At 37.4% G+C, this 22,831-nt stretch carries 21 protein-coding genes and 1 other annotated feature; of the genes, 17 read left to right on the forward strand and 4 right to left on the reverse strand.

All coding sequences use genetic code 11. From position 1 onward, the window contains the following. The first annotated feature begins 154 nt into the window (after positions 1-154). From DN410_RS15030 to DN410_RS15065, 9 genes are all read left to right on the forward strand, one after another. Positions 155-1,048 carry a cation diffusion facilitator family transporter gene (locus DN410_RS15030; RefSeq protein ID WP_149177107.1) on the forward strand — a complete coding sequence of 298 codons (894 nt, stop codon included), beginning with the start codon at positions 155-157 and terminating at the stop codon, positions 1,046-1,048. A gap of 101 nt (positions 1,049-1,149) precedes the next feature. Beyond that, a complete protein-coding gene (gene recJ / locus DN410_RS15035) occupies positions 1,150-3,489 on the forward strand; it encodes a single-stranded-DNA-specific exonuclease RecJ (RefSeq protein WP_149177108.1) in 2,340 nt (779 codons plus the stop codon). Between the two features lie 47 nt (positions 3,490-3,536). Continuing rightward, positions 3,537-4,049 (forward strand): adenine phosphoribosyltransferase, encoded by a 513-nt coding sequence (locus tag DN410_RS15040; RefSeq protein ID WP_000346214.1) that lies wholly within the window; start codon positions 3,537-3,539, stop codon positions 4,047-4,049. A 210-nt stretch (positions 4,050-4,259) separates the two neighbouring features. Further along, the gene (relA, locus tag DN410_RS15045; RefSeq protein WP_149177109.1) at positions 4,260-6,443 is read left to right on the forward strand and encodes a GTP diphosphokinase; all 2,184 of its coding nucleotides are present in this window, start codon (positions 4,260-4,262) and stop codon (positions 6,441-6,443) included. Between the two features lie 17 nt (positions 6,444-6,460). Beyond that, on the forward strand, positions 6,461-6,901 hold the full coding sequence (locus DN410_RS15050; RefSeq protein ID WP_001266956.1) for a D-tyrosyl-tRNA(Tyr) deacylase: 441 nt from the start codon (positions 6,461-6,463) through the stop codon (positions 6,899-6,901). A 222-nt stretch (positions 6,902-7,123) separates the two neighbouring features. Next, positions 7,124-7,300 (forward strand): hypothetical protein, encoded by a 177-nt coding sequence (locus DN410_RS27995; protein WP_002015300.1) that lies wholly within the window; start codon positions 7,124-7,126, stop codon positions 7,298-7,300. A gap of 54 nt (positions 7,301-7,354) precedes the next feature. Beyond that, positions 7,355-7,585: a binding site (T-box leader), on the forward strand. A 69-nt stretch (positions 7,586-7,654) separates the two neighbouring features. Continuing rightward, positions 7,655-8,926 carry a histidine--tRNA ligase gene (gene hisS, locus DN410_RS15055; RefSeq protein WP_071712916.1) on the forward strand — a complete coding sequence of 424 codons (1,272 nt, stop codon included), beginning with the start codon at positions 7,655-7,657 and terminating at the stop codon, positions 8,924-8,926. A gap of 12 nt (positions 8,927-8,938) precedes the next feature. Beyond that, complete coding sequence (aspS, locus tag DN410_RS15060) at positions 8,939-10,714, forward strand: aspartate--tRNA ligase (RefSeq protein ID WP_149177110.1); 1,776 nt, start codon at positions 8,939-8,941, stop codon at positions 10,712-10,714. Positions 10,715-10,915: 201 nt separating this feature from the next. Beyond that, on the forward strand, positions 10,916-11,683 hold the full coding sequence (locus DN410_RS15065; protein WP_060632367.1) for a tRNA threonylcarbamoyladenosine dehydratase: 768 nt from the start codon (positions 10,916-10,918) through the stop codon (positions 11,681-11,683). A 515-nt stretch (positions 11,684-12,198) separates the two neighbouring features. On the opposite strand, the gene DN410_RS15075 is transcribed toward DN410_RS15065, so the two are convergent. Continuing rightward, positions 12,199-12,840, reverse strand: a complete 642-nt coding sequence (locus tag DN410_RS15075; protein ID WP_149177111.1) for an RsfA family transcriptional regulator — start codon at positions 12,838-12,840, stop codon at positions 12,199-12,201. Between the two features lie 44 nt (positions 12,841-12,884). Then, entirely contained in the window at positions 12,885-14,165 is a 1,281-nt protein-coding gene (locus tag DN410_RS15080) for a replication-associated recombination protein A (protein ID WP_149177112.1), read from the reverse strand. Between the two features lie 292 nt (positions 14,166-14,457). Here DN410_RS15080 and cymR point away from each other — a divergent pair, with 292 nt between their 5' ends. The 7 genes from cymR (at position 14,458) to DN410_RS15115 (ending at position 20,852) form a co-directional block, all read left to right on the forward strand. After that, positions 14,458-14,874, forward strand: a complete 417-nt coding sequence (cymR, locus tag DN410_RS15085) for a cysteine metabolism transcriptional regulator CymR (protein ID WP_000704116.1) — start codon at positions 14,458-14,460, stop codon at positions 14,872-14,874. A 35-nt stretch (positions 14,875-14,909) separates the two neighbouring features. After that, complete coding sequence (locus tag DN410_RS15090) at positions 14,910-16,055, forward strand: cysteine desulfurase family protein (protein WP_149177113.1); 1,146 nt, start codon at positions 14,910-14,912, stop codon at positions 16,053-16,055. A 16-nt stretch (positions 16,056-16,071) separates the two neighbouring features. Further along, positions 16,072-17,187, forward strand: a complete 1,116-nt coding sequence (gene mnmA / locus DN410_RS15095; protein WP_149177114.1) for a tRNA 2-thiouridine(34) synthase MnmA — start codon at positions 16,072-16,074, stop codon at positions 17,185-17,187. 109 nt (positions 17,188-17,296) lie between these two features. After that, positions 17,297-17,956 carry a tetratricopeptide repeat protein gene (locus DN410_RS15100; RefSeq protein WP_149177115.1) on the forward strand — a complete coding sequence of 220 codons (660 nt, stop codon included), beginning with the start codon at positions 17,297-17,299 and terminating at the stop codon, positions 17,954-17,956. 95 nt (positions 17,957-18,051) lie between these two features. Beyond that, complete coding sequence (gene recD2, locus DN410_RS15105; RefSeq protein ID WP_000528055.1) at positions 18,052-20,388, forward strand: SF1B family DNA helicase RecD2; 2,337 nt, start codon at positions 18,052-18,054, stop codon at positions 20,386-20,388. Positions 20,389-20,516: 128 nt separating this feature from the next. Beyond that, a complete protein-coding gene (locus tag DN410_RS15110) occupies positions 20,517-20,705 on the forward strand; it encodes a hypothetical protein (protein ID WP_000469281.1) in 189 nt (62 codons plus the stop codon). Positions 20,706-20,723: 18 nt separating this feature from the next. Next, a complete protein-coding gene (locus DN410_RS15115) occupies positions 20,724-20,852 on the forward strand; it encodes a YrzQ family protein (RefSeq protein ID WP_001053553.1) in 129 nt (42 codons plus the stop codon). Positions 20,853-20,887: 35 nt separating this feature from the next. Here the strand turns inward: DN410_RS15115 and DN410_RS15120 are convergent, their stop codons facing one another. Beyond that, positions 20,888-21,100, reverse strand: a complete 213-nt coding sequence (locus DN410_RS15120) for a hypothetical protein (RefSeq protein WP_097818256.1) — start codon at positions 21,098-21,100, stop codon at positions 20,888-20,890. A 176-nt stretch (positions 21,101-21,276) separates the two neighbouring features. Here DN410_RS15120 and DN410_RS15125 point away from each other — a divergent pair, with 176 nt between their 5' ends. Next, the gene (locus tag DN410_RS15125) at positions 21,277-22,344 is read left to right on the forward strand and encodes an AI-2E family transporter (protein WP_149177116.1); all 1,068 of its coding nucleotides are present in this window, start codon (positions 21,277-21,279) and stop codon (positions 22,342-22,344) included. A gap of 43 nt (positions 22,345-22,387) precedes the next feature. Here the strand turns inward: DN410_RS15125 and DN410_RS15130 are convergent, their stop codons facing one another. Further along, on the reverse strand, positions 22,388-22,732 hold the full coding sequence (locus tag DN410_RS15130; RefSeq protein WP_149177117.1) for a PH domain-containing protein: 345 nt from the start codon (positions 22,730-22,732) through the stop codon (positions 22,388-22,390). Positions 22,733-22,831 lie beyond the last annotated feature (99 nt).

The following is a 22,831-nucleotide window of genomic DNA, read 5'->3' on the forward strand; positions in this document are numbered from 1 at the left end:
ACAAAGGGTACAGATTATAATGAGGCATCTCTTTTTTCGTTTGTGGATACAATAAGATAATGACTTTGAAATGAAAAAATGGAAGAAAGTGGTGGTATTATCGCTGTTTTTGTTAAACTAAAAAGATAGGTTAAGAAAAGAAGGGATTTTAATTATGGAAAAAGATGAACGTTTTAAACAGGCCGAGTTTGGTGCTATTGTCGGGATCGTTGGTAATATTATATTAGCAATTATAAAGGCGGTAATTGGTTATATCGGGAACAGTAAAGCGCTATTAGCAGATGCTGTGCATTCTGCATCAGATGTAATTGGTTCGCTTGCTGTACTTTTTGGATTGCGAGCAGCAAAGCAGCCGCCCGATGAAGATCATCCGTATGGTCATGGTAAAGCGGAATCGATTTCAGCGATTATTGTTGCGGTATTATTATTTATTGTGGGAATTGAAATCGCGATTTCGTCTATAAAAGCTTTTTCACAAGAACTAGAGCCACCGAAAGGAATTACGATTTTTGCTGTTATTCTTTCAATTGTAGTAAAAGAAGGGATGTTTCAATATAAATTCCGATTAGGGAAGAGAGTAAATAGTGATGCAATTATTGCAAATGCATATGAGCACCGGTCGGATGTATTTTCTTCAATTGCAGCTTTAATCGGTATTTGTGCAGCTATTATCGGTGGGAAGCTCGGGTTAGATTGGCTTGTATATGCTGATCCAATTGCGGGATTATTCGTTTCGATTCTTGTTGTGAAAATGGCGTGGAGTATTGGAGCGGAGGCAATTCATGCAACGCTGGACCACGTTCTTCACGAAGAGGATGTTATTCCGCTTAGAGAAGCAGTTCTTCAAGTGAATGGCGTAAAAAAAATCGGTTCTTTATATGCGAGAGAACATGGTCATTATGTTATTGTTGATATTAAGGTTTCTGTAGATCCATACATTACTGTAGAAGAAGGTCATAGTATTGGAAAGCATGTGAAAGAAACGCTTATGGAACAAGATAACGTACAAAATGTGTTTGTACATATAAATCCGTATTCTCCAAATTAAACATTGTTAACATTTTAGTATGCAGATATTGCATCGTAGTTTGCATTATATTGTCACCCCTTAATCTGTCTTGTATAATGAACAGGTTAAGGGGTGATTTCGTGTTACAACCGAAGACGCGTTGGAAAGAAAAAGAATATAATGAAGAGCGAGTGAGTGAATTAGCAAGTAAATTGCAATTATCACCTCTTGTTATCTCTTTATTCCTCGGTAGAGGACTAGATACAGAAGATAAGATTTTAGATTTTTTAAATACAGAAAATCAAGAATTTCATGATCCATTTTTATTAGAAGGAATGGACCGAACGGTAGAACGTGTAAATAAGGCAATTCAAAATGGAGAGCAAATATTAATATTTGGTGATTATGATGCGGACGGAGTAAGTAGTACGACGGTATTATATCTTGCTCTGCAAGAATTAGGTGCAGATGTAGAATTTTACATTCCGAACCGTTTTACAGAAGGCTATGGACCGAATGAAGAAGCATTTCGTTGGGCACATAGTGCGGGGTTCTCATTAATTATTACTGTTGATACTGGTATCGCAGCGGTACATGAAGCAAAGGTAGCGAAGGAGCTCGGAATAGATCTTATTATTACAGATCACCATGAGCCACCGCCAGAGTTACCAGAGGCACTTGCGATTATTCATCCAAAACTAGATGGTGGTGTGTATCCATTTCACTATTTAGCGGGTGTAGGTGTTGCGTTTAAAGTGGCACATGCACTACTAGGCCGTGTGCCAGAACATTTATTAGAAATTGCAGTAATTGGTACAGTAGCCGATTTAGTGTCACTTCATGGTGAAAATAGGTTGCTAGTGAAGCGCGGTTTAAAGCATATGCGCATGACGAAAAATATCGGTTTAAAGGCATTGTTTAAAGTTGCTAACGTTTCGCAAAGTGAAATTACAGAGGAAAGCATTGGCTTCTCAATTGCGCCACGTATTAACGCGGTTGGACGTTTAGAAGATGCAGCGCCAGCTGTACACCTTTTATTATCAGATGATCCAGAGGAAGCGAAAGAACTGGCTGAAGAAATTGATGAGCTGAATAAACTACGAAAAGACATTGTAAAACAAATTACAGAAGAAGCTATCGCTGAAGTTGAAAATCATTTCCCGCCAGAAGACAATAAAGTGTTAGTGCTTGCAAAAGAGGGTTGGAATCCAGGAGTAATTGGGATTGTTGCTTCTAAATTAGTTGAGCGCTTTTATCGCCCAACAATTGTATTAAGTATTGATCCTGTAAAAGAAACAGCGAAGGGTTCAGCACGTAGTATTGCGGGATTTGATTTATTTGCAAACTTGTCAGATTGTAGAGAGTTATTACCGCACTTTGGAGGGCATCCAATGGCGGCGGGAATGACGCTTCATATGAATGATGTGGAGGAATTGCGCCGTCGTTTAAATGAACAAGCAGATGCAATTTTAACAGAAGCAGACTTCATTCCAATTACAGCCGTTGATGCTTTTTGTAAAGTGGAGGATGTAACGCTTGCGGCAATTGAGGATATGCAAAAGTTAGCACCGTTTGGTGTTGGAAATCCGAAACCGCGTATTGCAGTGAAAGATGCTGAGCTAGAAAGTATTCGTGCAATTGGATCAGACGGTTCGCATTTGAAAATGGCTCTTCGTGATGGACAAGCAACACTAGACACGATTGGATTTGGATTTGGTGCGTATGCGAAAGAAATTTCTCCAGTTGCAAAGGTATCTGTAATAGGAGAGGCATCCATCAATGAATGGAATAATTTTAAGAAGCCACAATTAATGGTACAAGATATTGCTGTAGAGGCGTGGCAATTATTTGATTGGCGTAGTATGCGTAATGTAGAAGCGAATTTAGCAGAACTTCCGAAAGAAAAAATAACAATGGTGTATTTTTCAGAAGATGTATTGAATAAATTTTCTCTAGAAGACTATAAGGAGCAGCTCATGCATGCATCCGAAGTAACGCATTTAGATGATCAATATATTGTGTTACTCGACTTACCAAAAGGAACAGATGAATTACGTGAGTTATTTAAAGCGGGATTCCCATCGCGAATTTATGCGTTATTTTATCAAGAGAATAATCATTTATTTAGTACAATCCCAACGAGGGAACACTTTAAATGGTACTATTCTTTCTTGAACCAAAAAACACCATTTTCTTTAAGACAATATGGCGAACAGCTATGTCGTCATAAAGGTTGGTCAAAAGATACAGTAAATTTCATGACACAGGTGTTTTTTGAGTTAGAATTTGTTACAATAAAAGATGGCGTCATTTTTATGGCAGACAAAAAACAAAAGCGTGATTTAATTGAATCGAACACATATCGTGAGAAAATGAACCACTTACAGTTAGAAAAAGAATTGGTTTATAGCACATATCAGCAATTATATACATGGTTTGAAACGATTCGTAATCATAAAGAAGTAGAACAGTTAGGGTAAAGGTTTTGTATTTACAAACCTTTTAGATCTGAGGAGGATTCAGAAATATGGATTTCAAGCAACATATCGCAATTGTACCGGATTATCCGAAAGAAGGTATTGTGTTTAAAGACATTACACCTTTAATGAACGACGGTAAAGCATACAAAGCAGCAACAGATGCAATCGTTGAATATGCAAAAGAAAGAGATATTGACCTTGTAGTAGGGCCAGAAGCACGTGGCTTTATTATCGGTTGCCCAGTTTCTTATGCGTTAGAAGTAGGTTTTGCACCAGTTCGTAAATTAGGGAAATTACCACGTGAAGTAATTACAGTTGACTACGGTAAAGAATATGGTAAAGATGTTTTAACAATCCATAAAGATGCAATTAAGCCAGGCCAACGCGTATTAATTACAGATGACCTATTAGCTACAGGTGGAACAATCGAAGCGACAATTAAGCTAGTTGAAGAGCTAGGCGGAGTTGTAGCAGGAATTGCATTCTTAGTAGAGCTTACTTACTTAGATGGTCGTAAAATGTTAGATGGTTACGATGTATTAGTATTAGAAAAATACTAATCACTATATAGGTAAAACTACGGTGATAAGAAGTACCCGTGAATCTCTTGGAGAGGAGCGGGTACTTTTGTATAATTGCACAAAAAAATAAGGTGAAATGTCAGTAAAATCTTTTCCTTTTCACAATTCACAATCATTAGGTTATAATGATAGAATATAATTTATTCTACTTAATAAAGATAAAGTCAATTTTCAATAAAAGGTGATTCGATGGCAAATGAGCAGGTACTAACAGCTGAACAGGTACTCGAGAAAGCAAGTCAATATTTAGCGAATGAAGATATTGAGCTAGTGGCACGTGCCTATGAATATGCACGTGATGCGCATAGTGAACAATATAGAAAATCGGGTGAACCGTACATTATTCATCCAATTCAAGTTGCTGGTATTTTAGTGGATTTACACATGGATCCAGCAACCGTGTCGGCAGGTTTCTTACATGATGTAGTGGAAGATACAGAGGTTACATTAGAAGATATTGAACGGGAATTTAATAAAGAAATTGCTATGCTTGTCGATGGTGTGACGAAGCTCGGAAAGATTAAATATAAATCTCATGAGCAGCAACAAGCAGAAAACCATCGCAAAATGTTTATTGCAATGGCTCAAGATATTCGAGTTATTTTAATTAAACTAGCTGACCGTCTTCATAACATGCGTACATTGAAACATTTGCCCCAAGAGAAGCAGCGTCGCATTGCAAATGAGACATTAGAAATCTTTGCACCTTTAGCGCATAGACTCGGAATTAATACTATTAAATGGGAGCTAGAGGATACGTCACTTCGCTATTTAAATCCACAGCAATATTACCGTATTGTAAATTTAATGAAGCGTAAACGTGCAGAGCGTGAAGAATATTTAGATGAAGTAATGACTGGCATTCGCGAGAAATTAAAAGAAGTTGCAATTCAACCTGAGATTTCTGGCAGACCAAAGCATATTTACAGTATTTATCGTAAAATGGCTCTGCAAAATAAACAGTTCAATGAAATTTACGATTTATTAGCTGTACGTGTCGTTGTAAATAGTATTAAAGATTGTTATGCGGTGCTTGGAATTATCCATACGTGTTGGAAGCCAATGCCAGGTCGTTTTAAAGATTATATTGCAATGCCGAAAGCAAATCTATATCAATCTCTTCATACGACAGTAATTGGACCAAAAGGAGATCCACTTGAAGTGCAAATTCGTACGAAAGAAATGCACGAAATTGCAGAGTTCGGGATCGCGGCACACTGGGCGTATAAAGAAGGAAAAGCAGCAGAAACAACAGGTACATTAGAGAAGAAACTTACATGGTTCCGTCAAATATTAGAATGGCAAAATGAAGCTTCTAATGCAGAAGAGTTTATGGAGTCATTAAAAATTGATTTATTCTCTGATATGGTATTTGTCTTTACACCGAAAGGCGATGTAATGGAATTACCACTCGGATCTGTTCCGATTGATTTTGCGTATCGTGTCCATTCGGAAATTGGCAATAAAACAATTGGTGCAAAAGTAAACGGGAAAATGGTGACACTTGATTATAAATTAAAAACGGGTGACATCATTGAAATTTTAACATCGAAACATTCGTATGGACCAAGTCAAGACTGGGTAAAACTCGCTCAAACATCTCATGCGAAAAATAAAATACGTCAATTCTTTAAGAAGCAACGTAGAGATGAAAATATTGAAAAAGGCCGTGAGCTTGTTGAAAAAGAAGTACGTGGTCTAGAGTACGAGATGAAAGAAGTATTAGCGCTTGATAATTTAAAACGTGTTGCTGAGAAGTTTAACTTCGCAAATGAAGAAGATATGTTTGCAGCAGTAGGTTATAACGGAATTACAGCCGCGCAAATTGTTACGCGACTAACGGACAAGTTCCGCAAACAACGCGAAGAAGAAGAAATCGTTGAAGTTAAAGAAGTTCGTAAACCGATGAAAATTCGAAAATGGGATTCTGGTGTAAAGGTAAGCGGTGCTGATAATTTATTAATTCGTTTATCAAAATGCTGTAACCCAGTTCCCGGTGATGATATCGTTGGGTATATTACGAAAGGACGAGGCGTATCGATTCACCGTCGTGATTGTGTAAATGTTCATACAGAAGAAGCGGTAGAACGTTTATTAGAAGTGGAGTGGGAAGGTAGCCCTGAAAAAGAAATTGAATATAACGTTGATATTGAAATTTCAGGTTACGATCGCCGTGGTTTATTAAATGAAGTACTGCAAGCCGTTACAGAGACGAAAACATATATTTCAGCTGTTTCTGGTAGAAGTGATCGTAATAAGATGGCGACAATTAATATGTCAATCTCTATTCGTAACTTACAACACTTGAAAAAAGTAGTGGAGCGCATTAAGCGTGTTCCAGAAATTTATGCAGTACGACGCATGATGCATTAATAGGGAGTGTAGAAAAAATGAGAGTTGTTTTACAACGATCAAAAGAAGCGTCTGTCACAGTAGACGGTGAGATCGTAGGACAAATTCCGTTCGGTTTAACATTACTAGTTGGCATTACGCATGAAGATACAGAGAAAGATGCAACTTACATTGCAGAAAAAATTGCGAACTTACGTATTTTTGAAGACGAGAGCGGAAAGATGAACCATTCAGTACTTGATGTAGAAGGACAAGTTCTATCTATTTCGCAATTCACATTATACGGAGATTGCCGTAAAGGAAGACGTCCAAACTTTATGGATGCTGCGAAACCTGACTATGCAGAGCGTTTATACGATTTCTTTAATGAAGAGGTTCGTAAACAAGGTTTGCATGTCGAAACAGGGAAGTTCGGAGCGATGATGGACGTTTCTTTAATCAATGATGGTCCGGTGACCTTAATTGTGGAAAGTAAATAGTGTTGCTTAAAAAGAGAGGATGATATAATCCTCTCTTTTTTATACTTTGTTGTATGTTTTGTTCATTTATCCCGTTATATGTGGGAATCGGGCTACCCGTAAAAGCCTGATTAAATTTTCACTTGTTTTGAAATCAATAGCTGTTTTAGTTATGTATAACTCTCTAATCAATATGGAACAATAAAAAGTAAAACATCCATATTGAATGTGAGGGATATACGTATGCGTATGAATGAAAAAGGGCATTCTGTTACAAATGGTGCAAATCAACTGTTTAACGTAAATTTACATGATTTTATTTCGAAAGAACAAAACAATACTTCAATGGAGCTTGCTTCTGAGTTTGGTATTTCGCTACAAGATGTAAAGCGCCTAAAGAAGCAAATTGAACGTTCTTAGAGCACTTGACAATCCTACTCAACAAACGTATAGTAATTTTATATTTACATATGAATATAACCGTTGATGGAGAAGAGTAAATGAGACACACATGGAAAGAGAAGAAATGTCTTAGGCTGAAAACATTTCTACATGATGACTGATTGAATGACACTCTAGAGGTTTCAACTTGAACGGCATATATGCTTAGTAGGGATGAACGCACATTTAAGCGTTATTAAAAAAGTGGAAGCATACGTGCTTCAATTAGGGTGGCACCACGGGTATAATACTCTCGTCCCTACTGTTTATACAGTAGAGGCGGGAGTTTTTTTATTTTTATTAAGATTAAAACAATTTGAGGAGGAACTGAATATGTCTATTCAAATCCCACGCGGAACGCAAGATATTCTTCCAGGCACTGTTGAGTTATGGCAGTATATCGAAGGGCAAGCACGCGAAATTTGCCGTCGTTACAACTATAAAGAAATTCGTACACCAATTTTTGAACACACTGAGCTATTTTTACGCGGTGTTGGTGATACGACAGATATCGTACAAAAAGAAATGTACTCATTCCAAGATCGTGGAGAGCGTAGTTTAACGTTACGTCCAGAAGGTACTGCACCTGTTGTACGTTCTTACGTTGAAAATAAAATGTTCGGTGATGCAACACAACCAACGAAATTATACTATATCGGTCAAATGTTCCGTTACGAAAGACCGCAAGCAGGTCGCTATCGTCAATTCGTACAATTTGGTATTGAAGCAATCGGTAGTAACGATCCTGCAATTGATGCAGAAGTAATTGCACTTGCTGTAGAGTTTTACCGCGGCATGGGCTTAAAAAATATTAAAGTTGTATTAAACAGTTTAGGTGATGCAGCGAGCCGTCAAGCGCATCGCGATGCATTAATCGCTCATTTCGAGCCACGCATTGGCGAGTTCTGCTCTGATTGCCAATCTCGATTAGAAAAGAACCCACTTCGTATTTTAGACTGTAAGAAGGATCGTAACCATGAATTAATGGGTACAGCACCATCTATTACAGAATACTTAAACGAAGATTCAGCAGTATACTACGACAAAGTTCAAGAACTATTAACGATGATGGATGTTCCATTTGAAAAAGATCCAAACTTAGTGCGTGGTTTAGACTACTATCAACACACTGTATTTGAAATTATGAGTGAGGCAGAAGGTTTCGGTGCTATCACTACATTAAGCGGTGGTGGCCGTTATAACGGACTTGTACAAGAAATCGGTGGACCAGAAATGCCAGGTATCGGTTTTGCGATGAGTATTGAACGTCTAATTATGGCGCTAAAAGCTGAAAACATTGAGTTGCCAATTGAACATAGTATCGATTGTTACGTTGTAGCTCTTGGTGAAAAAGCGAAAGACCATGCTGCAAAAGTTGCATTCGATCTTCGTAAAGCTGGCTTATCAGTTGAAAAAGATTATTTAGATCGCAAAATGAAAGCACAATTTAAATCAGCAGATCGTTTAAATGCGAAGTTTGTAGCTGTATTAGGGGAAGATGAGCTAGATAAAGGCGTCATTAACTTAAAAGATATGGCAACAGGCGGACAAGAAGAAGTCGCACTAGATGTATTTGCTTCATATGTAGCAGAGAAATTAATATAGGGGGAACTTACAGTGGCTGAAAGAACACATGCATGTGGAAAAGTAACAGTAGAAGCAGTTGGACAAACAGTTCAATTAAAAGGTTGGGTACAAAAACGCCGTGACTTAGGTGGATTAATCTTTATTGACTTACGTGACCGTACAGGTATCGTACAAGTTGTATTTAACCCAGAAACATCAAAAGAAGCGCTAGAAGTAGCAGAAACAATTCGTAGCGAATACGTATTACACGTAGAAGGTACAGTTGTTGAACGTGGTGAAGGTGCAATTAATGACAATATGGCAACTGGTCGTATTGAAGTACAAGCAACGAAAGTAAATGTATTAAACGCAGCGAAAACAACGCCAATCATTATTGCTGATGATACAGATGCATCAGAAGATGTGCGTTTAAAATATCGTTATTTAGACTTACGTCGTCCGGTAATGTTCAATACATTCAAAATGCGTCACGACGTAACAAAAACAATTCGTAACTTCCTAGATACAGAAGAGTTCTTAGAAGTTGAAACACCAATTTTAACGAAGAGCACGCCAGAAGGGGCTCGTGACTATTTAGTACCAAGTCGTGTACATGATGGTGAGTTTTATGCATTACCACAGTCTCCACAGCTATTTAAACAGCTTCTTATGGTCGGCGGATTTGAGCGTTACTATCAAGTAGCACGTTGTTTCCGTGACGAAGATTTACGTGCGGACCGTCAACCAGAATTCACGCAAATCGATATCGAAGCTTCATTCTTAACACAAGATGAAATTTTAGATATGATGGAGCGCATGATGACGAAAGTTATGAAGGATGCGAAAGGTGTAGAAGTGAGTGCACCATTCCCTCGTATGAAATATGCTGATGCAATGTCTCGCTACGGTTCTGATAAGCCAGATACACGCTTTGAAATGGAACTAACAGACCTTTCTGAATTCGCAGCAGGTTGTGGCTTTAAAGTATTTACAAGTGCTGTAGAAAGCGGCGGACAAGTAAAAGCAATTAATGCAAAAGGTGCTGCGAGCAAATACTCTCGTAAAGACATCGATGCATTAACTGAATTCGTAAAAGTATACGGTGCAAAAGGTCTAGCTTGGCTTAAAGTGGAAGAAGACGGCCTAAAAGGACCGATTGCGAAATTCTTCGGTGAAGAAGATGCAAACGTGTTAATGACTACATTAGAAGCTACTGCTGGCGACTTATTACTATTCGTAGCAGATAAGAAGAGCGTTGTTGCAGATAGCTTAGGTGCACTTCGTTTACGTCTAGGTAAAGAACTTGAGCTAATTGATGAAAGTAAATTTAACTTCCTATGGGTAACAGATTGGCCACTTCTTGAGTACGATGAAGATGCAGATCGTTACTTCGCAGCTCACCATCCATTCACAATGCCATTCCGTGAAGATGTTGAACTATTAGAAACAGCACCAGAAAAAGCACGCGCACAAGCATATGACCTTGTATTAAACGGTTATGAGCTTGGTGGCGGATCACTTCGTATTTACGAGCGTGACGTACAAGAAAAAATGTTCAAGGCACTTGGATTCTCACAAGAAGAAGCACAAGAGCAATTCGGATTCTTATTAGAAGCATTCGAATACGGTACACCACCACACGGCGGAATCGCATTAGGTTTAGACCGTCTTGTTATGTTACTTGCAGGTCGTACAAACCTTCGTGATACAATTGCATTCCCGAAAACAGCAAGTGCAAGCTGTCTATTAACAGAAGCTCCAAGCCCAGTTGCAGAAGCTCAGCTTGAAGAGTTAAGCTTGAAATTACGCTTAAAAGAAGAGAAGTAAGAATAGGGTCTAGATGGTTATACTAATACCATCTAGGCTTTTTTAATGGATGATTAAGAGAAGAGGTAAAGACAGGTTTACATTGTATGTTCCTTCTTGAAATATGTATTTTTAGGAATTCTATAACTTTTTCTATACAAATAGTCGGAAAAACGCTAGAATACATGGTAGACCATTTTTGTAATAGGAGTGTAGAGCTGAATGTTACATCAATTTTCACGTAATGAATTAGCCTTCGGTAAAGAAGGACTTGAAATATTAAAAAATAGTACAGTCGGTATTTTAGGAATTGGCGGCGTAGGGTCATTTTCGGCTGAAGCGTTAGCACGTTCTGGCGTAGGACGTCTCGTATTAGTTGATAAAGACGTTGTAGATATTACAAACGTAAACCGTCAAATTCATGCTTTAGTATCTACTGTAGGACGTTCAAAAGTAGAATTAATGAAAGAGCGTATTGCAGATATTAATCCAGAGTGTGAAGTAATTGGACTAGAAATGTTTTATACGGATGAAACATATGAAGAGTTCTTTAAGCACGGCTTAGATTTCGTAGTGGATGCATCTGATACGATTACGTTCAAAATTCATTTAATTAAACAATGTTTACGTCGTAAAATTAAAATTATCTCAAGCATGGGTGCAGCAAATAAAATGGACCCAACTCGTTTCCGTATTGCGGATATCTCTAAAACACATACAGATCCAATTGCGAAAGTCATTCGTACGAAGCTTCGTAAAGAGGGTATTAAAAAAGGTGTAAAAGTTGTCTTCTCTGACGAAAACCCAATCGTAATTCGTGAAGAAGTACGTAAAGAAATTGTACCAGATGAAAATGCAAAAATTCGTAAAGCGAAATTACCGCCTTCATCAAATGCATTCGTACCATCTGTGGCCGGCTTAATTATGGCAAGTCACGTTGTGCGTGAGCGTATTAAAAACGTAGAAGTGAAGCGTGTAGGGCAAGAATAAAAAGGAAAGCATATATCCGTCTAGGGTATATGCTTTTTCTATTATGTTTTAAAGTATTGCTGAGATTTGCAATGCTAATAATTCAAATGTAAGTAATCCTAATAAAAAATAATCGTATTTGTCCGAATTATAGGCGGAAGTCTTTTTTAAACTATGAATGGTAAAAAGTCCTAACGTTAGAACGAGAATACCGAGCGTTATTTTGAAGATTATTAATGAAATAGCGATCAGCTCCTTTTAATCGTATATGTTTATAGTAACGTTTTAGTAAAATATATCCAATTAATTTTGTGAGCTCTTTGTATAGTAGTTCTACTTATTTTGTAAATATTTGTCGGTAAATCGATATTCCTTGTCGAATCGTCGATATAATTAAAAAATCGTTGATATATTGTAAGTTACGATAGATATATTTGGAAAATCGTCGATATAATTTCATTTACCAATACGCTGTCCACCGAAGAAACAAAAAAGGATGTCACTTAGCCGGAAAATTAGGCTAGGTGACATCCTTTTTAATTCTCTGCAGAATATATAATATCTAAATTGCCATTTTGATCTGTTTTGAAAATTGGAGCAATCTGTTCTTCTTGTTCTTCAACTGAAACGAGTTTTCGAGCGCGGTCCATAATTCTAACAAGCATGGCGTAATCTTCTTCGATTGCTTGTTGTTTTTTTGTGAGTACAGCTAATTTTGTTTCGAGTTCATGGTTCGTTTTTTTCAAGGAAGTGAGCTGATCTTGTAATACGTCATTTTCAGTTTGTAATTTCGCAAGTGAAGGGTTATTGTGCTCCAAATTTTTCAGAAATGCGATGACATTTTGCATTGTAAGTTCTTGTTTGCTTGGCGTAATATCTTCTGAAAACTCAGCATCGATTACGAGTTGATGAGTTTTTGTAAATTGCTCTTTTTCTATTTTAGCTTCAGAACGTTTTAACTCTTTGCGCTGTTTTTTTGCAAGTTGTACTGCATCTTCGTAATTTTGTCTTACCTCAGCGTTCCATCTAAAACCACAAGCTGCGGAAGTACGGTTTAAAGCATCGCCAACTTCATCAAACGCTTTAATTTGTGTACTTCCGCTGCGAATATGTCGCAAAACAGTTTCTGCTAAAAGGAGATCGTCTTCTTTTGTCCATGCATCTTGACGTGTTTTCATAAGCGAAGCCTCCGTAATGGTGACGTTTTCGTTTATGTTACCCTTTATTTTTTTGTTTTATTCGAACTTTGTAATCTTTCATACACGGTAGAAAGTGCTTGTTCAAATTTCCCTGTCGTTTTCGGTTTATAATATTGCTTGTTTTTAATTTTGTCAGGTAAGTATTGTTGTTGTACCCAGCCGTTTGGCTGATCGTGTGGGTATAAGTATCCAATGCCTCTTCCAAGTGATTCGGCGCCTTTGTAATGACTATCTTTTAAGTGACTAGGAATATCACCTGTTTGTCCGTTACGTAGATCGTGTAATGCGGCATCAAGTGCTTTATAAGCTGAGTTTGATTTTGGTGATAGGCAAAGCTCGATAACGGCATTTGCAAGTGGTATGCGTGCCTCTGGGAACCCAACTCGTTCAGCTGATTCAATTGCTGCTAGTGTACGTGGTCCAGCCTGCGGGCTAGCGAGTCCAACATCTTCATATGCCATAATGAGTAGACGTCTACCAATACTTTGTAAGTCACCAGCTTCAATAAGACGTGCTAAATAATGGAGTGCTGCATTCACGTCACTTCCGCGTACTGATTTTTGGAATGCTGATAATACGTCATAATGAGCATCTCCACCTTTATCGTGAACGAAGCTCTTTTTTTGCAAGCATTCTTCTGCGATTTCTAGTGTAATTTCCGCAGCTTTGTCATCAGTTGTAAAGCTAGATAAAACAGCTAGTTCAAGTGCATTATAAGCGGAACGCATATCTCCGCCTGATGCATTTGCAAAGTGATGTAATGCTTCAGGCGTAACAGTTACATCATATTCTCCAAGACCTTTTTCTTTATCTTCAAGTGCTCGTTTTAAGCCAATTAAAAGATCGTCTTCTGTTAGGGCGTGTAACTCGAAAATTTGACATCTGCTCCGAATAGCAGAGTTTATCGCATGAAATGGATTACTCGTCGTTGCACCAATTAAAGTAAGAAGCCCACTTTCTAAATGAGGTAATAGAAAGTCCTGTTTTGCTTTATCTAGACGGTGTACTTCATCTAAAATTAAAACGAGGTGTCGATGCATCTTTGCCTCTTGTACGACAACTTCCATATCTTTTTTATTGTGAGTAACAGCGTTTAATAGGCGGAAAGGGGTTCCGGTACTTCCTGCAATTGCGCTCGCGATGGATGTTTTTCCAGTGCCTGGAGGGCCATATAAAATCATAGATTGAAAATGATTCGCTTGGACCATTCGCCATAAAATTTTTCCTTCACCAACTAAATGTTGTTGTCCGATAATTTCTTGAATATTTGTAGGGCGCATGCGATGTGCGAGTGGTTGTTTCATTTTTACCGTCTCCCTTAATGTATAATCTCTTTCTATCGTATCATTTTTTTTAGTGGAATTTGAAATAGGATGCTGTTTTGTGGGAAAAATGAATATAAATATTTTCATTTTTCTTTCAATTGTAATAATTTCCGAGTTTTTCAATGTGATTTTATGTTATCATTTTGATACACAAGTTGAAATTTCTTATAATACTATATTATGCTATAATTTCATAGGATTTTAAATTGTGTTCTTTTATAAATAAGATATAACCAATAGAAGTGAAAATTTGAAAAGAGGTGCAAAATAGATGAAGATTTCAACGAAAGGCCGCTACGGCTTAACAATTATGATCGATCTTGCAAAAAAGTTTGGTGAAGGTCCAATTTCATTAAAATCAATCGCGCAGGCACATGACTTATCGGAACATTACTTAGAGCAATTAATTTCACCGCTTCGTAACGCTCGTCTTGTAAAGAGTACGCGTGGTGCATATGGCGGGTATGTGTTATCTGATCAGCCAGCTAACATTACAGCTGGAGATGTAATCCGTGTATTAGAGGGTCCAATTAGTGTTGTCGAAATGATCGAAGAAGAAGAACCAGCACAACGCCAATTATGGATGCGTGTTCGTGATGCGGTGCAAGAAGTGTTAGATAGTACAACGTTAGAAGATTTAGTACGTTATGAGGAAGAAAATCACGGGGGCTATATGTTTTACATTTAATTCCTTGTGAAACGATTTGGAAAGAAGGAGATTTAATGGAACGCATTTACTTAGATCATGCTGCGACATCTCCGACTCACCCAGAAGTGGTCGAAAAGATGATTCCATATATGACAGAAACATTTGGAAACCCGTCTAGCATACACTTTTATGGGCGTCAAACGCGCCATGCGGTAGATGAGGCAAGACGCGCGTGTGCACGTAGTATTCACGCGAATCCGAATGAAATTATATTTACGAGCGGCGGTACAGAAGCTGATAATTTAGCGCTTATCGGTGTAGCGCGTGCAAACCGTCATAAAGGTAACCATATTATAACGACACAAATCGAACATCATGCGATTTTGCATACGTGTGAATTGTTAGAGCGTGAAGGGTTTGAAGTGACATATTTACCTGTTGATGAAACAGGACGCGTTCAAGTTTCTGACATACAAAAGGCATTAACAGAAGAGACAATTCTTGTATCTGTTATGTTTGGGAATAATGAAGTTGGGACGATGCAACCAATTGCGGAAATAGGTAAGCTGCTAAAAGAGCATCAAGCTTATTTCCATACAGATGCGGTACAAGCTTACGGTTTAGTAGAAATTAATGTGAAAGAGTTTGGCATTGATTTATTATCCATTTCAGCTCATAAAATTAACGGACCAAAAGGTGTCGGGTTCCTATACGCTGGTACAAATGTGAAATTTGAACCGTTATTAATAGGTGGAGAGCAAGAAAGAAAACGCCGTGCTGGTACGGAAAATGTACCTAGTATTGCTGGGCTTCAGCATGCAATTTTTATAGCTGAAAAAACTCGTGAGCAAAAAAATGCCCAATATGAAGAGTTTAAAGATATAATGGTATCTGTCTTCAAAAATGAAGGCATTACTTTCGAGGTAAACGGAAACTTGGAATATCGATTACCACATGTGTTGAATATAAGTTTTACAGGGATGAATATTGAACCGTTTCTTGTGAACTTAGACTTAGTTGGCATTGCAGTATCAAGCGGTTCAGCTTGTACAGCCGGTTCAATTGATCCATCACATGTATTAGTGGCGATGTTCGGAAAAGACTCCGATCAAATACGTTCATCCGTACGCTTTAGTTTCGGACTTGGAAATACGAAAGAGCAAATTGAGAAAGCGGCGTACGAAACAGTGAAAATCGTGAAGCGATTAACACAAAATTAGCATGGGAGGTGACATGATGAACAAACTACCTCACGAAACACGCGTTGTCATCGGGATGTCCGGTGGCGTCGATTCATCTGTAGCAGCTCTTTTATTAAAAGAGCAAGGTTATGATGTAATCGGAATTTTTATGAAAAACTGGGATGATACGGATGAGAATGGTGTCTGCACAGCAACCGAAGATTACAATGATGTAATTGAAGTGTGTAACCAAATTGGTATTCCGTATTATGCAGTAAACTTTGAAAAACAATACTGGGATAAAGTATTTACGTACTTCTTAGATGAATACCGAGCTGGTCGTACACCAAACCCAGATGTAATGTGTAATAAAGAAATTAAATTTAAAGCATTTTTAGAGCATGCAATTGCGCTTGGTGCTGATTATGTAGCGACAGGCCATTATGCACGTGTTGCTTATATGGACGGCGAATATAAAATGCTTCGCGGCGTCGATGACAATAAAGACCAAACGTATTTCTTAAATCAATTAAGCCAAGAGCAATTATCAAAAACAATGTTCCCATTAGGCGAATTAAAGAAACCACAAATTCGTGAAATGGCGACTGCAGCTGGTTTAGCAACAGCAGCGAAGAAAGATAGTACTGGTATTTGCTTTATTGGTGAGCGTAACTTTAAAGAGTTCTTAAGTAACTATTTACCAGCACAACCAGGTGTGATGCAAACATTATCTGGCGAAGTGAAAGGGAAGCATGACGGTTTAATGTACTATACAATTGGACAACGTCATGGTCTTGGTATCGGCGGTAACGGTGATCCGTGGTTTGCTGTTGGGAAAAACTTGAAAGAAAACATTTTATATGTTGACCAAGGATTCCATAACGAACTTTTATATGGAGATGAAGTTGTTGCTACGAATGTAGGATGGGTAAGTAACAAAGCAAAAGAAACAGAATTTAAATGCACGGCGAAATTCCGTTATCGTCAAGAAGACAATAAAGTAACGGTTCAAATCGTTGATGAAAATACAGTTCGTATTCTTTGTGATGAGCCAATTCGTGCAATTACACCAGGACAAGCAGTCGTTTTCTATGATGGAGATGAGTGCTTAGGCGGTGCTACAATTGATGAAGTATACCGTAGTGGTAAGAAATTGGATTATTTAGGATAAATGAGAAGCCTCTGCCGATTAGCGGTTAGAGGTTTCTTTTACATAAAGCGAATTTTTGTTCGCTTGGAAAATACATTCTTTGTTATAATTTGTTGTAGAGGTGAAGGACATGTCAAACAAACTTGAAACAGGTATTCAATATATGCAAGAAGGAAACTGGGAAGAAGCAGCTAAAAATTTCACAGAAGCAATCGAAGAAAATCCGAAAGATGCGCTTGGCTACATTAACTTTGCGAATTTATTAGATGTATTAGGCGATAGTGAAAGAGCAATTTTATTTTATAAACGTGCATTAGAGTTAGATGATAAATCCGCAGCTGCTTATTATGGCTTAGGAAACGTATATTACGGTCAAGAGCAATTTGCAGAGGCTAAAACTGTATTTGAACAAGCAATGCAAGCGGGATTACAATCAGCTGATGTAACATTTATGCTAGGTATCACACATGTGCAACTTGGAAATGATCGTCTTGCACTACCTTTCTTACAAAGAGCAACTGAATTAGATGAAAATGATGTAGAAGCTGTATTCCAATGTGGACTTTGCTTCGCACGATTAGAGCACATTCAAGAGGCGAAACCTTATTTTGAAAAGGTATTAGAAATGGATGAAGAGCATGCAGATGCGTATTATAATTTAGGTGTTGCTTACGTATTTGAAGAAAATAATGAGAAGGCCCTTGCTTTATTTAAGAAAGCAACAGAAATTCAACCAGATCACTTTTTAGCTGGTAATGGTATTCGTTTATTAGAGCAAGAAGCTGAATAAGATGAATATATAGTTTAATGGGTAGTTATCCCTCATCTAAAAAGGTGGGGGATGTACTGCTCATTAAAGTGAAAATATCGGGAAGGAGAGGAAAGATGGGAAATCAACATGCAATGGATTTGTTCGAGGAAGAGAAAAAATTTATAAAAGCGCAAGTTCTTCATACCATTTTCCACAACGAAGAAAACCTCTATTCCGTTGTCAGTATGAAAATCATTGAAACAAATGAAACGTACGATGAAAAAAAAGTAATGATAAACGGTCATTTTCCCCGCATGCATGAAGATGAAGTGTTTACATTGACAGGTCATTTTAAAGATCATCCAAAGTATGGGAAACAATATTTGGTTGAAACATTTAAAAAAGAATTGCCGCAAACAAAAGCCGGTATGGTGCAATATTTAGCGAGTGATTTATTTAAAGGTATAGGAAAGCGTACAGCTGAAAAAATTGTGGACCATCTTGGGGAACATGCTATTTCTAAAATTATGGATGATCCTGATGCGTTAAATGGTGTTGTCAACAAGCAAAAAGCGCAGGAAATATATGAGACAATCGTTGAGCATCAAGGATTAGAGAAAGTAATGAGCTTTTTAAATGGTTACGGTTTTGGAACGAAGCTTTCTATTAAAATTTATCAGCAATATAAAGAGATGACATTAGAAGTGATTCGGAATAATCCATATCAACTTATCGAAGAGGTTGACGGGATTGGATTTGGAAGAGCGGATGATATAGGACGTGCGTTAGGGATATCGGGTAATCATGATGACCGTGTGCGTGCGGGATGTTTTTATACGTTAGAGAATGTATCCTTGCAACTCGGCCACGTTTATATGGGAAAAGATCAACTTGTAAGAGAAACGATGTCACTTTTAAATAATCAAGAAGGAAGAGTGACGGAGGAAGATATTATAGCCTGCGTTGAAATGATGCAAAGTGAAGGGAAAGTCATCATAGAAGAAGAACGAGTGTATTTAGCATCGTTGTTCTACTCTGAAAAAGGTGTTGTAAAGTCTATTCGCAGGCTCATGAATCAAGAAGAGACACCTTCATTCCCTGAAGCGGAAGTGTTAAAGACATTAGGTGAAATTGAAGAACAGCTGAATGTACAGTATGCACCATTTCAGCAAGAAGCAATTCAAACGGCGCTTCATAAGCCGATGATGCTATTAACAGGTGGACCAGGAACAGGAAAAACAACTGTTATTAAAGGTATTGTTGAAATGTATGCGTCACTTCATGGGTTATCTTTAAATCCGAATGAATATAGTGATGATAATCCATTTCCGATATTATTAACGGCTCCAACAGGAAGAGCAGCGAAGCGAATGAGCGAATCAACAGGACTTCCTGCTTGCACAATTCATCGTTTGCTGGGCTGGACGCCAGAAGGGTCTTTTCAGCGCAATGAAACGGATCCAGTTCAAGGGAAGTTACTCATTATTGACGAGTTTTCGATGGTTGATATTTGGCTTGCAAATCAGCTATTTAAGTCACTGCCGACAAACATTCAAGTTATCGTTGTAGGTGATGAAGATCAGTTACCATCTGTAGGGCCTGGACAAGTGTTAAAAGATTTATTAAATGCAGGTGCAGTTCCGACAGTAAAGCTTACAGAAATTTATCGTCAAGCAGAAGGTTCATCTGTTATTCAACTTGCCCATGCAATAAAAGACGGCACGCTTCCGCCAGATTTAGCGCAAAATAAAAAAGATCGTTCATTTATTAGCTGTACAGGGGCTCAAATTGTTGAGGTTGTCAAAAAGGTTTGTGAAAACGCTAAGACAAAAGGTTTTAGCGCAAGGGATGTACAAGTATTAGCACCGATGTACCGCGGGCCTGCTGGTATTAATGTACTGAATGAAGCACTGCAACAAGTATTTAATCCGAAAAGGGAAAAGAGTAAAGAAATTGCTTACGGTGATGTTGTATACCGAAGAGGCGATAAAGTACTGCAACTCGTTAATCAGCCGGAGAGCCAAGTGTTTAATGGTGATATTGGAGAAATTGTTTCGGTATTTTATGCGAAAGAAAATGTTGAACAACAAGATATGATTATCGTTTCATTTGATGGAATTGAAGTTACGTATACGAAACCAGATTTAAATCAAATTACACATGCATATTGCTGTTCCATTCATAAATCACAAGGTAGTGAATTTCCGATTGTGATTATGCCGATTGTAAAAAGTTACAACCGTATGTTACGTCGTAATTTAATTTACACTGGCATTACAAGAAGTAAGAAATTCCTTATTATTTGCGGGGAGGAAGCTGCTTTCCAGTCTGGTGTAAATCGCCTTGATGATGCAATGCGTCAAACGACTTTAGCTAGTCGATTGCAGGAATCACAAGGAGAAGTACAGATGGTAACGGTTAATGGCGAAGAAATGGACGTGGAAAACATTTCACCGTATGATTTCATGTAACAAGGTGAAATTATATAGTGAAACTTTCAAACGTATAACGTTGAAAGGCTCCAAGCAATGTATAAATGAATGCGGTTTGGACATAATGGCGAATAGAATCTGGGAGACTGTAAGGAGATGAAAGCCATATGTTCATTTGTCCAAATTGCAAAGGGAAAGACATTGGGAAAATAGGTGTCAACCAATTTTATTGCTGGAATTGTTATATCGAACTATCGGTTTCAAAGGGGAAAATCCATACGCATCAAGTAGAAGAAGATGGTTCATTAAGCTCTCTTGATGATTTATTTGATGAGAATGAAAGAACGATCGGATAACGAAAAGGGGGATTTACTTTGAATCTACGCAATTCATTAATCGCATTAGGTGTTGGAGCGGCAGCGTATCAATATGCTCGCAAACAAGATGTATTTTCAAAACGTAATATGAAAAAAGCACGTAAGATGATTAAATCTTATTTATAAGCGTAAAAAACTCCCTTCATGATAAGGGAGTTTTTTTATGCACTTGTATGCAAATATAAAAGTCCAATTTCAGAGAAGAGATAAGATAGACCGTAACAGCCAACGCCAAGCATGCCGTAATGAAATAATTGCTTCGCTCTTTCTTTTCGTGAGGAACGAATAAAGAAACCTTTCCAAATACCAAACCCGATACAAACCCATTCAAGAATCATAAAAAGCGCAGATAATATGAGCATAAATAAAACCATTATTAATCCTCCTGATTATATTGTTTCATGCTGTATTCTCAGGGGTGGTTGTCCTTATTATGTTATGTATATGTACGTCTTTACAAAACAGTATGGTCTGTAAGAAAAGATTTTAAAACTTTTGCACATAACCTACCCTATTTATTTTCAAAATAAAGGTGGAGGAGGTTTTTCGTGTGAAGAATCTTAAAATCATTTGGATATATCGTTTAGGGTTATTGTTACTTGTATTTCTTTGTTTGCTTGTCTTTTTAAAAATTAAGCCACTATGGGCACCGATTATTTTTGTATTTAAAGTGGCAATTACACCGTTTCTTATTGCATGTTTTATTGCGTATTTATTGCATCCTTTAATTGAAAAAATTCATAAGGAAGGGATGCCACGCACACTCGCTATTTTGCTCATTTACATCCTTTTCTTTGGCGGAATTGGTTATGGAATTTATAAAGGAACACCGGTTGTTATTAAGCAGTTACAAGAAATTAATGAACAATTTCCGCAGTTTACAAAAATGTATGATTCTTGGATAGATGGCGTTACAGAACAAACAGCAAATTTCCCATCATTTATTCATGAAAAGGTGAAACAAATTTTTGGTGGTGTAGAAACGAAAATTCAAGCGCTTTTAAATAAGGTGATGAGTACAGCTCGTGGTGTACTTGATTCGTTGCTCATCATTTTCTTAATACCGTTCATTGTATTTTACATATTAAAAGATTACGGTGAGTTTTATCATATATTTTGGAAACTAGTCCCAAGTAAATGGCGTAGTACGGGTCAAATGCTTGCGAAAGAAATTGATAAGTCACTCGGAAGTTATATTCGAGGACAGTTATTTGTTTGCTTAGTATTAGGGGGAGTATCTGTTCTTTCTTTTTGGTTTATTGGTATGAAGTATCCATTATTACTCGGCATTATTATTGGGGTAACGGATATAATACCATACTTTGGCCCTATTTTAGGGGCAATCCCGACATTAATGATTGCGGCAACTGTATCAACGAGTTTACTCATTAAGGCGGGGATTACGATTGCTATTTTGCAATTTTTGGAAAGTAACATTTTATCGCCTTATATCGTCGGTAAGTCGCTTCGCATGCATCCTGTTATTATTATGCTTGCATTACTAGTTGGAGGAGAGGTAGCCGGGATTGTTGGCTTGCTAGTATCGGTTCCTATTTTAGCTGTTATTCGTACAGTGATTGTGCATGTGAGACCTCTTTGGAAAAGAAAAGACGTTTAATGTGAAAGCCCTCTATTTATGGAATAGAGGGCTAATAATATATTTATTTAGAGAGCTGTTCGTATATTTTTTGAACGAGTGAGCTCACATCATTTGTTTGAATATGTTTTATTTTTTTCCATTCATTATCATACATAAATACAATTTGATTACTGAAAAGACGCTTCTGCTCTTTTAGATTAGAAATGTTTGCGAAAGAGTACTCTTCAAATATTGGGTTCTGACTTACATCTGGTCCATAAAAAAAGAGTCTTTTGTTCGTTAAAATTAATAGGCCTGGCCTTGCGACGGAACGATATATAAATATATTTAATGAACATGCCGCGTAAAACAGTATTGTTTCGTCAGTCTTTAATATGTTTTTTGCTTTGTTCGATAAGGTTGTCATCGTAATCGCTCCTTTGTTATTAATACTTTAATTGTAACAAAAATAAAAAATTCAGAAAAGTTCATATGAATATTTTTATGAAGATAGTACGATTTATTA

It is taken from the genome of Bacillus sp. SH5-2 (assembly GCF_008368905.1).
In the GTDB taxonomy this organism is placed as follows: Bacteria; Bacillota; Bacilli; order Bacillales; family Bacillaceae_G; genus Bacillus_A; species Bacillus_A luti.

Coding starts and splice junctions, on each gene's coding strand:
- DN410_RS15030 (WP_149177107.1), top strand. CDS start 155: ATGGAAAAAGATGAACGTTTTAAACAGGCCGAGTTTGGTGCTATTGTC.
- DN410_RS15040 (WP_000346214.1), top strand. CDS start 3,537: ATGGATTTCAAGCAACATATCGCAATTGTACCGGATTATCCGAAAGAA.
- relA (WP_149177109.1), top strand. CDS start 4,260: ATGGCAAATGAGCAGGTACTAACAGCTGAACAGGTACTCGAGAAAGCA.
- DN410_RS15050 (WP_001266956.1), top strand. CDS start 6,461: ATGAGAGTTGTTTTACAACGATCAAAAGAAGCGTCTGTCACAGTAGAC.
- DN410_RS27995 (WP_002015300.1), top strand. CDS start 7,124: ATGCGTATGAATGAAAAAGGGCATTCTGTTACAAATGGTGCAAATCAA.
- hisS (WP_071712916.1), top strand. CDS start 7,655: ATGTCTATTCAAATCCCACGCGGAACGCAAGATATTCTTCCAGGCACT.
- DN410_RS15065 (WP_060632367.1), top strand. CDS start 10,916: ATGTTACATCAATTTTCACGTAATGAATTAGCCTTCGGTAAAGAAGGA.
- DN410_RS15075 (WP_149177111.1), bottom strand. CDS start 12,840: ATGAAAACACGTCAAGATGCATGGACAAAAGAAGACGATCTCCTTTTA.
- DN410_RS15080 (WP_149177112.1), bottom strand. CDS start 14,165: ATGAAACAACCACTCGCACATCGCATGCGCCCTACAAATATTCAAGAA.
- cymR (WP_000704116.1), top strand. CDS start 14,458: ATGAAGATTTCAACGAAAGGCCGCTACGGCTTAACAATTATGATCGAT.
- DN410_RS15090 (WP_149177113.1), top strand. CDS start 14,910: ATGGAACGCATTTACTTAGATCATGCTGCGACATCTCCGACTCACCCA.
- mnmA (WP_149177114.1), top strand. CDS start 16,072: ATGAACAAACTACCTCACGAAACACGCGTTGTCATCGGGATGTCCGGT.
- DN410_RS15100 (WP_149177115.1), top strand. CDS start 17,297: ATGTCAAACAAACTTGAAACAGGTATTCAATATATGCAAGAAGGAAAC.
- recD2 (WP_000528055.1), top strand. CDS start 18,052: ATGGGAAATCAACATGCAATGGATTTGTTCGAGGAAGAGAAAAAATTT.
- DN410_RS15110 (WP_000469281.1), top strand. CDS start 20,517: ATGTTCATTTGTCCAAATTGCAAAGGGAAAGACATTGGGAAAATAGGT.
- DN410_RS15120 (WP_097818256.1), bottom strand. CDS start 21,100: ATGGTTTTATTTATGCTCATATTATCTGCGCTTTTTATGATTCTTGAA.
- DN410_RS15130 (WP_149177117.1), bottom strand. CDS start 22,732: ATGACAACCTTATCGAACAAAGCAAAAAACATATTAAAGACTGACGAA.